This is a genomic window from Leptothermofonsia sp. ETS-13 (assembly GCF_049200465.1).
In the GTDB taxonomy this organism is placed as follows: domain Bacteria; phylum Cyanobacteriota; class Cyanobacteriia; order Leptolyngbyales; family Leptolyngbyaceae; genus Leptothermofonsia.
Genome location: NZ_CP120836.1, coordinates 2,489,379 through 2,504,932, shown reverse-complemented (window position 1 = coordinate 2,504,932; position 15,554 = coordinate 2,489,379). Strand labels below are relative to the sequence as shown.

Annotated in this window: 12 protein-coding genes, 3 tRNA genes and 1 pseudogene; 12 read left to right on the top strand and 4 right to left on the bottom strand. The window is 49.0% G+C overall.

Annotated features, from left to right (window positions below; all coding sequences use genetic code 11):
- The first annotated feature begins 12 nt into the window (after positions 1–12).
- Positions 13–97: transfer RNA gene (locus P4D80_RS11270), tRNA-Ser, on the top strand.
- A gap of 146 nt (positions 98–243) precedes the next feature.
- On the opposite strand, the pseudogene P4D80_RS11265 reads toward P4D80_RS11270, so the two are convergent.
- A pseudogene (locus tag P4D80_RS11265) lies at positions 244–1,044 on the bottom strand (phosphoribulokinase); the annotation flags it as partial.
- 282 nt (positions 1,045–1,326) lie between these two features.
- On the opposite strand from P4D80_RS11265, the gene P4D80_RS11260 reads away from it, so the two are divergent.
- Positions 1,327–2,082, top strand: coding sequence for a 2-phosphosulfolactate phosphatase family protein (locus P4D80_RS11260; protein WP_421659241.1), 756 nt, complete (start codon positions 1,327–1,329; stop codon positions 2,080–2,082).
- Between the two features lie 25 nt (positions 2,083–2,107).
- Here the strand turns inward: P4D80_RS11260 and P4D80_RS11255 are convergent, their stop codons facing one another.
- Positions 2,108–2,689 carry a TIGR00730 family Rossman fold protein gene (locus tag P4D80_RS11255; RefSeq protein ID WP_421659240.1) on the bottom strand — a complete coding sequence of 194 codons (582 nt, stop codon included), beginning with the start codon at positions 2,687–2,689 and terminating at the stop codon, positions 2,108–2,110.
- Between the two features lie 150 nt (positions 2,690–2,839).
- Between P4D80_RS11255 and P4D80_RS11250 the strand changes: the two genes are divergently transcribed.
- The 6 genes from P4D80_RS11250 to P4D80_RS11225 all read left to right on the top strand — a co-directional run bounded on the left by P4D80_RS11250 (position 2,840) and on the right by P4D80_RS11225 (position 9,282).
- Complete coding sequence (locus P4D80_RS11250) at positions 2,840–4,561, top strand: CTP synthase (protein ID WP_421659239.1); 1,722 nt, start codon at positions 2,840–2,842, stop codon at positions 4,559–4,561.
- A 55-nt stretch (positions 4,562–4,616) separates the two neighbouring features.
- Positions 4,617–4,829, top strand: a complete 213-nt coding sequence (locus P4D80_RS11245; protein WP_421659238.1) for a hypothetical protein — start codon at positions 4,617–4,619, stop codon at positions 4,827–4,829.
- A 337-nt stretch (positions 4,830–5,166) separates the two neighbouring features.
- Positions 5,167–5,373, top strand: coding sequence for a glycogen debranching protein (locus tag P4D80_RS11240; RefSeq protein WP_421659237.1), 207 nt, complete (start codon positions 5,167–5,169; stop codon positions 5,371–5,373).
- A gap of 526 nt (positions 5,374–5,899) precedes the next feature.
- Positions 5,900–6,982, top strand: a complete 1,083-nt coding sequence (psbA, locus tag P4D80_RS11235) for a photosystem II q(b) protein (protein WP_421659236.1) — start codon at positions 5,900–5,902, stop codon at positions 6,980–6,982.
- A gap of 682 nt (positions 6,983–7,664) precedes the next feature.
- Positions 7,665–8,753, top strand: a complete 1,089-nt coding sequence (gene aroC / locus P4D80_RS11230) for a chorismate synthase (protein ID WP_421659235.1) — start codon at positions 7,665–7,667, stop codon at positions 8,751–8,753.
- A gap of 73 nt (positions 8,754–8,826) precedes the next feature.
- A complete protein-coding gene (locus P4D80_RS11225) occupies positions 8,827–9,282 on the top strand; it encodes a DUF29 domain-containing protein (RefSeq protein WP_421659521.1) in 456 nt (151 codons plus the stop codon).
- A gap of 28 nt (positions 9,283–9,310) precedes the next feature.
- Here P4D80_RS11225 and P4D80_RS11220 read toward each other — a convergent pair whose 3' ends face one another.
- Entirely contained in the window at positions 9,311–10,801 is a 1,491-nt protein-coding gene (locus P4D80_RS11220; protein WP_421659234.1) for an MBOAT family O-acyltransferase, read from the bottom strand.
- A gap of 315 nt (positions 10,802–11,116) precedes the next feature.
- Between P4D80_RS11220 and P4D80_RS11215 the strand changes: the two genes are divergently transcribed.
- Both P4D80_RS11215 and P4D80_RS11210 read left to right on the top strand, forming a co-directional pair.
- Positions 11,117–11,198, top strand: a tRNA-Tyr gene (locus tag P4D80_RS11215).
- A 90-nt stretch (positions 11,199–11,288) separates the two neighbouring features.
- A tRNA-Thr gene (locus P4D80_RS11210) sits at positions 11,289–11,360 on the top strand.
- On the opposite strand, the gene P4D80_RS11205 is transcribed toward P4D80_RS11210, so the two are convergent.
- Positions 11,352–11,780, bottom strand: coding sequence for a hypothetical protein (locus P4D80_RS11205; RefSeq protein ID WP_421659233.1), 429 nt, complete (start codon positions 11,778–11,780; stop codon positions 11,352–11,354). The genes P4D80_RS11210 and P4D80_RS11205 overlap by 9 nt on opposite strands.
- 245 nt (positions 11,781–12,025) lie before the next feature.
- On the opposite strand from P4D80_RS11205, the gene P4D80_RS11200 reads away from it, so the two are divergent.
- Together P4D80_RS11200 and P4D80_RS11195 are read left to right on the top strand one after the other, a co-directional pair.
- Positions 12,026–13,879 (top strand): NAD(P)H-quinone oxidoreductase subunit F, encoded by a 1,854-nt coding sequence (locus P4D80_RS11200; protein WP_421659232.1) that lies wholly within the window; start codon positions 12,026–12,028, stop codon positions 13,877–13,879.
- Between the two features lie 16 nt (positions 13,880–13,895).
- On the top strand, positions 13,896–15,383 hold the full coding sequence (locus P4D80_RS11195) for an NADH-quinone oxidoreductase subunit M (protein WP_421659231.1): 1,488 nt from the start codon (positions 13,896–13,898) through the stop codon (positions 15,381–15,383).
- Positions 15,384–15,554: the final 171 nt, after the last annotated feature.

Below are 15,554 nucleotides of genomic sequence, written 5' to 3'. Positions count from 1 at the left end.
ATAGACCTTGATGGAGAGGTGGCAGAGTGGTCGAATGCACTCGACTTGAAATCGAGCGTCCTGAAAGGGACCGGGGGTTCGAATCCCCCCCTCTCCGTTTTGTGCTAATAGTGTCCTTGTAGAGCTTTCAGCATGTGGAATGCAATTAGAAGCTGAGTCAGGGCCAGGGGATAGCTCTGTAGAGTTTCCCCCGGTGGTACCGACGACTTTGCCCAATTCTGGATTCATTTCCCGGTTGCAAACATTTAACAAATGAGGAATGTCGCCGCAGATGAAATGCTCCAGTTCAGCAACCTGTTCACTTGTTGCATGGCCATCAATTTCAAGGACATCGACTGGCTTACCCATGTCTCGATCTAGCCCCAGGCGAATGGCCGCATTGGAATATTGAGAGTCAGAGCTGACAACCTGAGTTAAATCAGGATGAGGAATATTGGGTCGAAGAATGAGGCGAACGTTTAGGTGACTGTTGAGGTCTGCCTGCTCACTGGGAGGGTAGAAGGTGACAACCAGATCGGCCCACTGGCGCTGGGGACGAATGTAATTCTCCGAGTCTGGTTCGCGTTTTTTAAGTTCTGCCATTACCTGTTCCTCGGTGTAGCCTCGCTTCTGGGTATCGCGTTTGATCTTCCATTTGGCTCTTAAAGATTCGGGTGGAGCCAGGTATACCTTTACGTCATAGCAATCGCGGGCAGCGCGGGTGGAATACCCTAATAGCCCTTCAACGATTACAAATTGGCTCGGTTTGATGTACTCTGGGGCTTCCAAAGTCCCATTGGTATGGCTGTAAATCGGTTTCAGGATGGGTTGCCCGGTTCGGAGCAATGATAGGTGCTGTTGCATGATGTCCAGATAGTTACAGTCTGGATGGAGAGCGGTGATCCCCAGCTCGGCACGCTGTTTGCGATCGTGGCGGTGGTAGTCGTCGGTGCAGATGACAGTGACATTTTCTGGTCCCAGGAATTGAGCAATCCCTTTGGTGAGGGTGGTTTTGCCAGCAGCACTGTCGCCAACGATACCAAGGATGATGGGACGGTGGGTCATGTTTCCTCCGGGCGAACAGGGACTTTATCTGTTAATAGACTCCGAATTGAAGTATTTTAGGAAGGAATAGGAAGGGAAAGCAAATCTTGATTGCAACTCGTTATCTGCCAATACCGTCAGGTAATGGGCAGGAATTAATCCATTTCGGCTTGATTCCACCTGCATAAAGGAAGCATTTTAGCTAAGGCTCTCAAGTATTATCAGTAATGCCAAGCGTTTGTAGGCTTTGTTGCGTTACTGCGCTACTGCTGTTCAGAATCGACACTTGCACCCTTCCAGCCTATGAAATTGTCTGTTTTTCACACGCCTGAACTTACTCCAGAAACAACTGTAGCCAATTGTGCGATCGCCGTTGATGTGCTTCGTGCTACCAGCACAATTGTCACGGCCCTTTCGGCAGGGGCTGAAGCGGTTCAAGTCTTTAGTGATCTCGATCAATTATTGAAAGTCAGCGAAAGCTGGTCGCCAGATAAGCGTATTCGGGCAGGGGAGCGGGGTGGTGCTAAGGTGAAAGGATTTGACTTTGGCAATTCTCCCTTAGACTGTACTCCTGAGCGTGTAAAAGGTCGTCGGCTGTTCATCAGTACGACCAATGGAACCCGTGCCCTGCAATGTGTTCAAGCAGCTCCAATGGTGTTGGCGGCTGCGCTAATTAACCGTCAAGCCGTCGTGGATTATTTACTTAAACATCAGCCAGAAACTGTGTGGATTGTGGCATCCGGCTGGGAAGGTAACTTTTCCTTAGAAGATACGGTTTGTGCTGGTGCGATCGCCCACCGCTTACAAACTGAACTCGGCTGTTCTCTGGAAAATCTGGCAGGCAATGATGAAGTGATTGGAGCAATTACGCTTTACCAGCAGTGGCAAAATCGCCTGCACGATTTACTACGATATGCCAGTCATGGCAAACGTCTCTTAAGTCTCGACTGTCACGAAGACCTGAAGTACTGCTCTCAGACGGATATTCTCGATGTTCTGCCGATCCAGCGAGAACCGGGTGTATTAATGAATAGCCAATCGCTAGTAACTGTCCGTTAAACAAGTGGGTGGCGATCGCGGAATGTCAGATTTCGTCACGGCTGACCCATTTGTGGAGGGTGATGGGTTTAAACAAGGCAAATTTATCCAAAAGTTGATAGGGGTCCTGATCCTCTAAAATCAGGCCCCGATGACGGGGGCGAACAAATTCCTCCTCAACTGCATGGTCAAATAATGCCAGCAAGGCATTGTAGTAACCATTGACATTGAGCAAGCCGCAGGGCTTTTGGTGTACTCCAAGCTGCGCCCAGGTCAACACTTCGCAAAATTCCTCATAGGTTCCGTAGCCGCCAGGCAGAGCAATAAATCCATCGGCTAACTCTGCCATCATCGCTTTGCGAGCGTGCATCGAATCAACTACATGTAGTTGTGATAGCCCTGGGTGGGCAATCTCCTTTGCTACCAGAAACTCAGGAATCACCCCGATCGCTTCCCCGCCCGCCGCCATCACTGCATCTGCGATCGCTCCCATTAACCCCACATTACCGCCGCCATAAACCAGCCCCAACCCTCGTTCTACTAAAGCCTTACCCAGTTGTTGGGCCGCTAGCTTATAAACGGGTTTTGCTCCCGGACTGGAACCACAGAAGACACAGAGATATTTCATAGGAAAGTGAGGGGAGTTTTGTTAGTTGTCAAAGGGTGATGAGGTAATAGGATTCTTTCCCATCATCCCATCCACTCTCCACTCCCTCCCAATCCAAAGCATGTGGCAGAATGAACTGGTTACTCCAGGAATTCCGGCTCCTCACGCGCTATGACGAAATTTGTATTTGTAACAGGTGGTGTCGTTTCTAGCATTGGCAAGGGCATTGTAGCAGCCAGTTTGGGACGGTTACTCAAATCGCGGGATTATTCGGTTTCAATTCTGAAGCTAGACCCTTATATCAACGTCGATCCGGGCACGATGAGCCCCTTTCAACATGGGGAAGTATTTGTCACTGAAGATGGAGCTGAAACCGATCTGGATTTAGGACACTATGAGCGGTTTACTGATACGTCGATGTCGCGGCTCAACAGTGTGACAACGGGCTCTATCTATCAGGCAGTGCTGAACAAGGAGCGTCGGGGAGATTATCAGGGTGGCACCGTACAGGTGATTCCCCACATTACCAATGAAATTAAAGAACGCATTTTGCGGGTAGCAAAAAATACGAATCCAGACGTGGTTATTACTGAAATTGGCGGTACGGTTGGGGATATTGAGTCATTGCCATTTCTGGAAGCCATTCGTCAGTTTCGCAAAGATGTGGGTGGGCGACGGAATGTGCTGTACATGCATGTGACGTTGATTCCTTTCATTTCATCGGCGGGTGAGATGAAGACTAAACCAACGCAGCACTCGGTGAAGGAGTTACGGTCAATCGGGATTCAGCCAGATATCCTGGTCTGTCGCTGCGATCGCCCCCTCCCTGACGGGTTGAAGGAAAAAATCTCCAACTTCTGTGATATCCCAGTCGAATGTGTGGTGACTTCTCAGGATGCTCGCAGTATTTATGAAGTGCCCCTTATCCTGGAGCGGGAAGGGTTAGCCAACCAGACCATCGATCTGCTGGGTCTGGAGCAGCGCACTCCTGATTTAACCCAATGGGCAACCTTAGTTGATCGCCTTTACTGCCCCAGTAAACAGGTGGAAATTGCCATTGTGGGCAAGTATGTCCGCCTTAGCGATGCCTATCTCTCAGTGGTGGAAGCTCTGCGCCATGCAGCGATCGCCCTCGATAGCGAACTCAAAATTCGTTGGATCAACTCTGAAGACATTCAGGAACAGGGTCCCCAGGCTTATTTAGAAGGAGTTAATGGGATTGTCGTTCCCGGTGGTTTTGGTATCCGGGGGGTAGATGGCAAAATTGCAGCTATCAACTACGCCCGCATCCACCAAATTCCATTCCTGGGGCTGTGCCTGGGGATGCAATGTTCAGTAATTGAGTGGGCCCGTCATGTTGCAGGACTAGAGAGTGCCAACAGCGCTGAATTTGATTTAGAGGCTCAAAACCTTGTCATCAATCTGTTACCCGAGCAGCAGGATGTGGTAGACCTGGGCGGCACCATGCGTCTAGGGCTCTATCCCTGTCGATTAGCACCCAATACCCTGGCATTTAGCCTGTACCAGGAAGAGGTAATTTACGAACGCCATCGCCACCGCTATGAGTTCAACAACGCCTACCGCAACCTGTTTATGGAAACAGGATATGTAATCAGTGGTTCTTCGCCCGACGGTCGGTTAGTGGAAATCATTGAGTTACCTAACCATCCTTTTTTTATCGCCACCCAGTTTCATCCAGAATTTCAATCCCGTCCCAGCAGCCCCCATCCCCTGTTTAAAGGTTTTGTCCAGGCTGCGCTAGGAATGTTCCTTTCTTTCCCTGTGGATGAGTCTAATCAAGGGATGGTTAGAACGATGGAACCAGGCATTGAAATGGGACCAGGTTATTCAGGGGCATACCCTACAAACGTTCCTTCGGTTGAAGTGTCATAACAGTGGAATAGGGTAGAAGGCAACATTGCCAGGGTGGCACATATGAGGATGTTCTGTGGCTTACTGGATCAAAATTACGTATGACCGCAATACTTATGTGATTGACCTGGATCGGGTGACTGCTTTTTGCTATTTGCCCACTGGGAGAATCTCATTTGCTCTGCTGGATGGCAATACAACGATCATCGTTAATCAGCAGAATGACCCAACGGGCTACCAAACCATTTTGGATTACGTCGAAAAGCGTACCGGGCAGACATTACCTTAGGGATCAGCGTACAAATAAAATCCCAAGTTGAACGGGGTGGATGGGTGGATGAAAGTGGGATGTTATTTCTCGGCGAGTCCCTTCGTGCTTAATGGCAGAAGTTTTATTTAATAGGGTGGGTACTGGTTGACCGAACAAATCTTTGAATCGTAGCGATTGTCTTGAAAGCCAATGGGCAGTAAGCAATTTCTTTAATCCTTCTTGCTCAGGACAAAATGAGGAGCTCTATAAATTCTTGTGAATCCAACTTCTGAACTTGAACGGAACCATGACATCCTGTAGAGCCTGAGGCTAAAGATTTGTTTCAGACTACTGACTAATTTAAGGGAGGAGCATCGTGGTGATTTGGGTGAATGAGCAGATTGACCCGTCAGGGATTCTCTATTCCTGTATTGCCTGTTGTGATGAAGAAATGGCACAGGAATGTCATCAATCGTTTCAAGAACGATTGACTGAACAGCAGAGGGCTGATGGCTGGGTTGCCCGGTTACGAACGGTAGAATCCTGGGATGAGGTTCCTGCTAACGCACTGAAGTTGGATTGATTCGATTGCACAACTCACCCCAGTAAAATTCATGGAAATCCCCTATCTAGACAATCATTCTGATTCAAACTCATAACGATGAAAAAATATAACAATTCCGCAATCCTTAAGAAGGATTTTGGTAAAGAAATTTTAAAGAATATGTATATAAATGTCTTAAGCCCTGCTGGAGTTGAAGTGAATGCTCATCCCGGACAAAGAATTAAATCCCTTTCATAGGAGGGATCTTAGGTGCTGAGATGGTTAGGTCTAAATCAAGCATGCTTTACAAACTGAAGTAATTTACCAAAATTAACTTTTGCTAAGGATTTTTCAAAAGTTTTGTAGGAAGTGATTTTCAAGAAATCAGAAATTTATCTTTAAAGGATTAAATGCAAATTATTGTAAACGTTGACTTGAACAAAATTAACAAAAATTGCTGGAAAAACAAAAATGAATGTAAATAATATGAGGTTTAGGTAGAAACCTACCAGATTCATTTTTTGGCTACGGATTTTCCTGTAGTTTCACGCACTCATCAAAAACTATGACTACAACCATTCAAAGACGCGAAAGCGGCAGCGCATGGGATCGGTTTTGCGAGTGGGTTACCAGCACTGATAACCGCGTTTACGTAGGTTGGTTCGGTGTCATCATGGTTCCCACCCTGCTGACTGCTACCATCTGCTTCATTATTGGCTTTATCGCTGCTCCTCCTGTGGACATCGATGGTATCCGTGAGCCTGTTTCTGGCTCTCTGTTGTATGGCAACAACATCATCTCTGGGGCGATCGTTCCTTCTTCTAATGCGATCGGTCTACACCTGTATCCCATCTGGGAGGCAGCCTCTCTGGATGAGTGGCTTTACAACGGTGGTCCTTACCAGCTGATTGTGCTGCACTTCCTGATTGGTATCTTCTGCTGGATGGGTCGTCAGTGGGAACTTAGCTACCGCCTCGGTATGCGCCCCTGGATCTGTGTTGCTTACAGCGCACCCGTATCTGCTGCAACCGCTGTATTCCTGATCTACCCCCTCGGACAAGGTTCTTTCTCCGATGGTATGCCTCTGGGTATTTCCGGCACCTTTAACTTCATGTTTGTGTTCCAAGCAGAGCACAACATTCTGATGCACCCCTTCCACATGCTGGGTGTTGCCGGTGTATTTGGCGGCTCTCTGTTCTGCGCAATGCACGGTTCTCTGGTGACCTCTTCTCTGGTTCGTGAGACCACTGAGACTGAGTCCCAGAACTACGGCTACAAGTTCGGTCAGGAAGAAGAAACCTATAACATCGTGGCTGCTCACGGCTACTTTGGTCGTCTCATTTTCCAATATGCCTCCTTCAACAACAGCCGTGCTCTGCACTTCTTCCTGGGTGCCTGGCCGGTTGTCTGCATCTGGTTTACAGCTCTGGGTGTCAGCACCATGGCGTTTAACCTGAATGGGTTCAACTTCAACCAGTCCGTGCTGGATTCTCAAGGCCGGGTTGTCAATACCTGGGCTGATGTGCTGAACCGCGCTAACCTGGGTATGGAAGTGATGCACGAGCGGAATGCTCATAACTTCCCGCTTGACCTGGCCAGTGGTGAGGCAACTCCCGTTGCACTGCAAGCTCCTGCAATCAACGGCTAAGCTGTATATCGTAATCGGCTGAATTTTGAAGGACGTCCTCTTCTTAGGAGGGCGTCTTTCTTTTAAGCAGGAGTTAGGCTATCGATGTCACGTGGCAATGTGGAGCTTAAGCGTGGGGCAGGCAATTACTGGCTAGTATCGGTGGGTGAACCGCTCTATAGTGGTGACTTACTTAGAGTGCGCCGAGGTTCAACCGCTGAAATTCAATGCAGCGCAGACAAAACAACCTGGACAGTGCCTGACAATGGATTGCCCTCGGGAGTGGCGAATGTTTGCCCATTCCTCGTAAACTCAACAAACAGACGAGGCAATCCTTTATTTGGCCGGTACGCCAGGTGATAGGGGAATTGTTATAGCAATCCTATCTGGATTGTGAGAGAGAATTTCTGCGGAATCTTTTCTCACAAAGCCTCTCAATTTCACGACTGATTTCGGACTGTTATAGTTGTTAGTCGTTATAGAGGTGTGAGGGGTGAGGAGTAGATAGGTTGCTTATTACTCATCCACTCATCCACCCCTCTACTCCATCACTCCGTTACTCCATCACTCCCCCCACCCTCTCACTCATCTGCCTTCCAACTCCTGATTCCTGGCTTCTGACCTGTGGCTTCTGACGCTCGGAGTTCTGTTCGTCAACCGTTAGGATGTAGGATGGAAGTCTGCGATCGCACTCACAACCACTATGGGTAATACCTTCGGTCATCTGTTTCGCGTTACCACTTTTGGCGAGTCTCACGGGGGAGGTGTGGGGGTTGTCATTGATGGTTGCCCCCCCCGACTAGAAATTAGCCCAGAAGATATCCAGTTTGAGCTGGATCGACGACGGCCAGGGCAGAGCAAAATTACCACTCCTCGAAAAGAAGAAGACCGCTGCGAGATACTTTCTGGGGTATTTGAAGGCAAAACGCTGGGCACTCCTATTTCCATCCTGGTGCGCAACAAGGACCAGCGATCGCAGGACTACGATGAAATGGCCCTCAAATATCGTCCCTCCCATGCAGATGCCACCTACGACGCCAAATACGGCATCCGCAACTGGCAGGGTGGAGGGCGTTCTTCTGCCCGGGAAACGATTGGGCGAGTTGCAGCGGGGGCGATCGCTAAAAAAATTTTGCACCAGGTAGCGGGGGTTGAAATCATTGGTTACGTCAAGCGCATTAAGGATATCGAAGGTGTAGTTAACTCTGAAACGGTCACTTTGGAGCAGGTGGAAAGCAATATCGTTCGTTGCCCCGATGGCGAGTGCGCCACTCAAATGATTGATTTGATCGAGCGGGCGCGAGATGAGGGTGACTCTCTGGGGGGGGTTGTGGAATGCGTTGCCCGCAACGTTCCCAAAGGTTTGGGAATGCCGGTATTTGACAAACTGGAGGCAGATCTGGCGAAAGGGGTGATGTCTCTCCCTGCAACTAAAGGTTTTGAGATTGGTTCTGGCTTTGCTGGTACCTTAATGACTGGCAGCGAACACAACGACGAGTTTTACACCGATGACCAGGGAAATATTCGCACAACCACCAACCGTTCCGGTGGCGTTCAGGGCGGTATCTCGAACGGTGAAAACATTATCATTCGTGTTGCTTTCAAGCCAACAGCCACCATTCGTAAAGAGCAGCGTACTGTTACCCGTGAAGGCGAAGAAGTGACTCTGGCAGCAAAAGGACGGCATGATCCCTGTGTCCTTCCTAGAGCTGTACCGATGGTAGAGGCCATGGTAGCGCTGGTACTGTGTGACCATCTGTTGCGTCAACACGGGCAGTGCCGCCTTCTATAGTTTCGGCTTAGAGTAGACAACATCCGAGTTTGGAATGTCTTGATGCCAGCTCCAGAAACAAATCTAGAGATCAATAAGGCTTACCACAAACCTTTATGAGACAGATTTCTATGCCTGGACGCAGGAGCAGATGGCTTTACTGCATCAGCACCAATGGAACCGACTGAACCTGCCCCATCTAATCGAGGAGCTTGAGTGTTTAGGGAAGCAGCAACGTCAGAAACTACGCAATCGCTTAAGTGTGCTGATTGGGCATCTACTGAGGTGGCACTACCAACCACAAAATCGCAGTCGTAGCTGGTTATCGACCATCCGAGTTCAACGGCTTGATCTTGCTGAACTACTTGAAGAGAACCTCAGCTTGAAGCCTTACTTAGATGAAGCCCTGCAAAAAGCATACTTGAAGGCCGTTGCCCTGGCCGTTGGTGAGACGGATTTGTCGGACAGTACCTTTTCACCGGAGTGCCCTTACAGTTTGGCGGAGATTCTGAGTGATCGCTTCTTTCCTGGAGAACCCAGCAAACTATAGTGTTTTGGCTCACTTTGCTACTTGTGCGTCAAAAATCAAAGTAAATATAAGGCAATGAGCCCTCAGGAGCCAGTAACCAGACAGCAAACAGGCAGGCGGGAACCAGCATCAGTTTGATGTGCCAGTTGAGCTGGAGCTTGAGTAACCGATTGAAGGTGTAGGCGATCGCCATCAAGGCCGCCAGAATTCCCAACATCAGAGCAATTTGCAGGGGTTCCAGGCCAAAAGTATCGAGATAAACTTTCTGGGCAAACTGAGCATCTGCCGGATGCCCCAACAACCGCTGCACCATCAGCCAGGCATCTTTGAGATCGGGGAGGCGGAAGAAAATCCAGGCGAAAAACACCATGATTTGGGTCAGCAGCCACGCGGTGACCACACCAATGGCACCCTGCCAGAAATGCCTTAAGCCTTCATAGTGGTCTGATAATGCATCCGTGAGGCGGTGGATGACCAGAGCAAGTCCATGCAAAATACCCCAAACAATAAATCCCCAGGCCGCTCCATGCCAGATGCCTGCAATCACCATCACAACCATAAGATTCAGGCAGGTGCGAACCAGCCCCTGACGAGAACCGCCGAGAGGAAAATAAAGATAGTTACGTAGCCAGTCTCCTAAAGTGATGTGCCAGCGCCGCCAGAAGTCAGCAATGCTGGTGGCAAAATAGGGGAAATCAAAGTTTTGAGGCAGGTTGAAACCCAATAACAAAGCGCTTCCCCGCGCCATATCTACGTAGCCGCTGAAATCCAAATAAAGCTGAAAGCCATAGGCAATAGTTGCCAGCCACAGGTCGCCGCTACCTGCCCGCTGCAAATTTTGAAAACTCAGATCGACCAGAACTCCTAAGTTATCGGCAATCAAGCCTTTTTTCACGGCTCCGCAGGCAATTAGCCATAGCCCTTCTGAGATGCGATCAAGGCCAGGAAAGCTCTGGTTTTGTGCCTGGGTTGCAAAAAGTTGGTAGCGGGTAATTGGCCCACTAATAAGTTTTGGAAAGAAAAGCTTGTAGGCCGAAAATTTGAGGAACTGCTGAGCTGCGGGGGCTCCCCGGTAGACATCAACCAGGTAAGCAATGCACTCAAAGCAGAAAAAACTCAATCCGAGCGGTGCAATCAAATTTTCCCTGGTCCATTCGGCCTGGGTTTGAAGAGGTGTTGACCCGACCACCGCCCCTATTGTCGATAGCACGAAGGGAATGTATTTGAACCCAAACAGCAACAGCACATTTAACACAATGCCAAACCAAAGGAGCTTCAGCCGCTGCCGGTTCCAATCTTGCTGGGCAAATTGCCAGTCCTTGATACGCCAGTCAGGCGGAGAGCCAATGACCTGCCCGATGCGGAAGGTGATCCACGCCGCCGCCAGCAAGAGCGGAATATATTGCGGTTGTAGGGAGGCGTAGAAAACAATGCTGGCGGCCAGAAGCGCCCACATTCGGAGCCACTGCTGCTGAACAGACCAGAAGATCCCAAGGATGCTGACCAAGAACAGGGCATAGGTGAAGGAGATGAAGGTCATGGCTTTGAACTACTAGTGTTCTGTCAGGAAAATTTTGGCGAGTGGAAGACCCTCAAAATTTAACCCAAATCAACCATTACGCTTAAGCATCTGTCAAATTTAATTTGACAGATGCTTAATTTGGGTGTGAAACAGGTACTGTATACTCGAAACTTTGTTTCATACTGCTTTTCAGCAACGCCAACTTGACAGACCAATACACAGATTGCTCTGGTGATTATAGTTAAGCTTCCGCAAAAACAATCATAGATTCAGCAATAATTTGCATCTGCTCAACGCATCTTCTTGTGCTATTATCAATGTCCGTGGACAAATGGGTCGGTGCCCGAGTGGTTAATGGGGGCGGACTGTAAATCCGCTGGCTATGCCTACGCTAGTTCGAATCTAGCCCGGCCCATCCACACCATCAGTGATGAGTTCAAAATTTTACGTTGTGAATCAGCCAGGTTCACCTCAAACTTTATGACTCAAAACTTTTAACTCGATCGCCCTTGTAGCTCAGTGGTAGAGCACACCCTTGGTAAGGGTGAGGTCACGAGTTCAATCCTCGTCAAGGGCTCTTGTATGCCACTCCAGGTCTCTGGTTCTGATAGCGTTGAATCCCATTTTGCTGTTGCTGCCGACAATAGCAGCCGACAATAGCAATTGAGGTAGTGCGCTTTATCCGGTAAGCATGGCACCGGAGGATGAGTGTGAGCAGGACATGTCTATGGAGATTAAGTGAGATGGTGATACTTTGGTGGTGCCATTGATCCAGCTTGAGGTTCCAGAGGCTGACGAGGAGACACAGCAAGCGATCGCTGCCAGAGCCTTTTCCTTTAACCGCGCGCTCAATTGTAGTGAGGTTTGTGAGGCGAGGCATGATGAGTACGGCAATGCCACACACTTCATATTCAGTGGCAAATTTCTGGTCAGTGTTGAAGCGCCGGATGGTGTCGTTGATCGCAGTCCACTGAACTTCAAGTGGGACAGAATTCAATTCTGTCAATTCGCAATCGACTTTGATAACTGCCCACTTGCCCGAACTATAAATAAAACTTCACCTTAAGCATTACAACTCTCTATTTATGAAGTAAAGACTTTTTTCAGAATTGGTTTTACAGTATCAAGTAAGGCGATAGAGATTTATTGATTAATTTTTTGATATCCATAGAACATTCTATATGATAAATCATGTAGAAGGTTCACGGAGCTTTTGTTACCAATTGAGGCGTTGAAACTGTGATGACCCAGTTGTTTGCACAAACATTCTGGCTAGTTCCCTGCTATCCCTTGATAGGGATGTTGTTCTCACTGCTGTGGTCACCGGGAGTGATCCGGCGCACGGGACCCCGACCCGCAGGTTACATCAACCTGCTAATGACCTTTATTGCACTGCTCCACGGCAGTATGGCATTTCCAGCCGTGTGGCAACAGCCAGCCTTGCATTTTGAGATTCCTTGGTTACAGGTTGCCGGGTTAGATTTGACAATTCCTGTCGAAGTTTCTTCAGTCACCGTTGGTGCAACGACTTTAGTAACAGGACTGAATCTTCTGGCTCAAATCTATGCAGTGGGATACCTGGAAATGGATTGGGGTTGGTCCCGTTTTTATGCGCTTTTAGCACTGTTTGAAGCGGGAATGTGCAGTCTGGTATTGTGCAACTCTCTCTTTTTCAGCTACATTCTGCTGGAAATTTTGACTCTGGGAACCTATCTACTGATCGGGTTCTGGTTTAATCAATCTCTAGTTGTCACTGGAGCGAGAGATGCCTTTTTGACCAAACGGATCGGTGACTTGCTGTTGCTAATGGGAGTATTGGCACTCTATCCCCTGGCGGGCACCTGGAATTTCGATGAACTGGCAGAGTGGGCAAGGACGGCTCATATTGAACCAACCACGGCAACCCTACTGGGACTGGCGTTGATTGCAGGTCCGATGGGCAAGTGCGCTCAGTTTCCGCTGCACCTGTGGTTGGACGAAGCGATGGAAGGCCCGGTTCCCAGCACTATTTTGCGGAATTCAGTGGTGGTCGCAACGGGAGCGTGGATTCTGATTAAGTTGGAACCAGTGCTGGCATTATCTCCCGTTGTGTTGACAACAATGATTGCGATTGGTTCTCTGACTGCTATCGGTGGCACCTTGATTGCGATCGCTCAAATTGATATCAAGCGAGCCCTGTCCTACACCACCAGTACTTACATGGGGCTGATCTTTATCGCCGTTGGAGCACAACAGATAGAAGCAGCTTTGTTGCTAATTCTGAGCCATGCGGTCGCCCAGGCATTGCTGGTGATGAGTACGGGGGCGATCGTCTGGACAAACATTACCCAGGATCTGACTCAGCTAGGAGGATTGTGGAGCCGCCGTCCCATTGCTGGTATTTGCTATCTGGTAGGTGCTGCTGGGCTGATTGGGCTGCCACCGTTGGGTGGATTCTGGGCACTTCTGAAACTGGCCGATGGTGCCTGGGAACGCTATCCCTGGATTGTAGGAATTCTGCTGATCGTGAATGGGTTGACGGCGTTCAGCATGATGCGTGAATTTGGTTTGATCTTTGCCGGACCTCGCAAACAAATGACTGATCGCTCAGCAGAAGCCTTCTGGTTGATTACATTACCAATGACAATTGCGATGGGATTTGTGTTGCACTTACCGCTCATCTTGCAAAGTCTAAATCTATTACCCAATTGGGCAGTACTCAATAAAGATATGGCACTGTTATTGCTCTGGTCGAGTATCACGGGATTGAGTATTGGTGCAGTGGTTTATATCGGGCAAAGTATTCCCAAACCCATTCGCCTTCCCTGGAAGCAACTGCAAGACCTCTTTGCCTATGACCTGTACACCCCTAAACTGTATCGCTCCAGCATTGTCTTTAGTGTTGATTGGGCATCCCGCATTACGGACTGGTTCGATCGCTACATCATTGATGGAGTTGTCAACCTGGTGGGGTTGGTTTCTCTCCTGGGTGGTGAAACTTTGAAATACGGTAACTCTGGACAGGGGCAATTTTATGTCCTGACTATCACTCTGGGATTAGCTGCGCTCTCGATCTTCATGAGCTGGTCGTTTATTGCTCAATTCTTGCCTTCCTGAACCAATACAGACGCTTATGTTGAGTACATTGATCTGGTTGCCAATTCTTGGTGCGATCGCGATTGGATTCCTGCCCTTGCCCATCGCCCGACTCAAGTGGGCCGCTCTTCTGTTCAGCGGCGCAACATTTGGATGGTCACTCTGGATCACCAGCCAGTTTGACTACAGTCTTGCATCGCTGCAACTTCAAGAATACCTTCCCTGGTTAGAAGCGCTGGGATTACACTATCAACTTGGGGTAGATGGGTTGTCATTGCCGTTGGTTGCTTTAAATAGCTTTCTCACCTGGATTGCTATCTACAGCAGCCAGGAACAGATCGAACGCCCACGATTGTTCTATGCCCTGATTCTACTGGCTGGAGGAGCTGTAACGGGTGCATTTCTGGCCCAAAACCTACTGCTGTTTTTCCTGTTCTACGAAGTCGAGCTGGTACCCTTCTATCTGCTGATCTCCATTTGGGGTGGGGAAAAACGTGGCTACGCAGCTATCAAATTTTTGCTCTATACCGCTCTGTCTGGAGCCCTGATTCTGGCAAGTTTCCTGGGTCTGGTCTGGCTCACCGGAGCTTCCACGTTTACCTATCAGTCTCTGCTGGGGCAAACCCTACCGTTGGGACTGCAAATTGTGTTGCTAGTTCTGTTGCTGGTTGGTTTTGGTATCAAAATCCCACTGGTACCCCTCCACACCTGGCTCCCAGATACCTATGTGGAAGCTTCGGCTCCCATTGCAATTCTGCTGGGTGGCGTACTGGCAAAACTGGGTACCTATGGTATTTTCCGGTTTGGTTTAGGACTGTTTCCAGAAGCCTGGGCGACTGTAGCTCCTGTGATGGCAATCTGGGCAACAATCAGTGTGCTTTATGGCGCGATCGTAGCCATTGCCCAGAAGGACATCAAACGGATGGTGGCCTATAGCTCGATTGGTCACATGGGATATATTGTCCTGGCCGGTTCTGCTTTCACCCAACTTAGCCTGGTGGGTGCTGTTTCTCAGATGGTGTCCCATGGCGTGATTCTGGCACTGCTATTCCATCTTGTTGGTGTGATTGAAGCCAAAGTGGGCACTCGCGATCTGGATGTCCTGAATGGTTTGATGAATCCAATTCGAGGTTTGCCATTGATCAGTGCGCTACTTGTTCTGGGCGGGATGGCCAGTGCTGGAATTCCTGGTCTGGTTGGATTTGTGGCTGAATTCCTTGTGTTCCAGGGTACCTACTCCATCTTTCCCGTGCAAACGCTGTTATGCGTCGTGGGAAGTGGATTGACGGCAGTGTACTTTGTGATTCTGCTCAACCGTACTTGCTTTGGCAAATTGGATAACGCGATCGCCTACTTCCCCAAAGTAGAGTGGCGGGAACGTGTTCCGGCATTGATGCTGGCGATCGTGATTTTCTTCCTGGGCATTCAGCCAACCTGGCTGGTGCGCTGGAGCGAATCCACCACCACCGCCATGGTTGCCGCCGTCGAGACTGTTCCAGTGGAACAAGTTGCAATTAAGCAATGATTTGAGTTGTTAGTTGTTAGTGAAGTAAGTAGCTCCACCCAATTAATTGTAAGAAGAAGGAATGGGGGGCTGCGCCCCCAGGCAGGGGATTTCACCCCTCCCCCCAATCTATCTTCAATTTAATTTTGTCCAGTTACTTACGAACTTAGTTCTGAACTGATTTCTCACTCC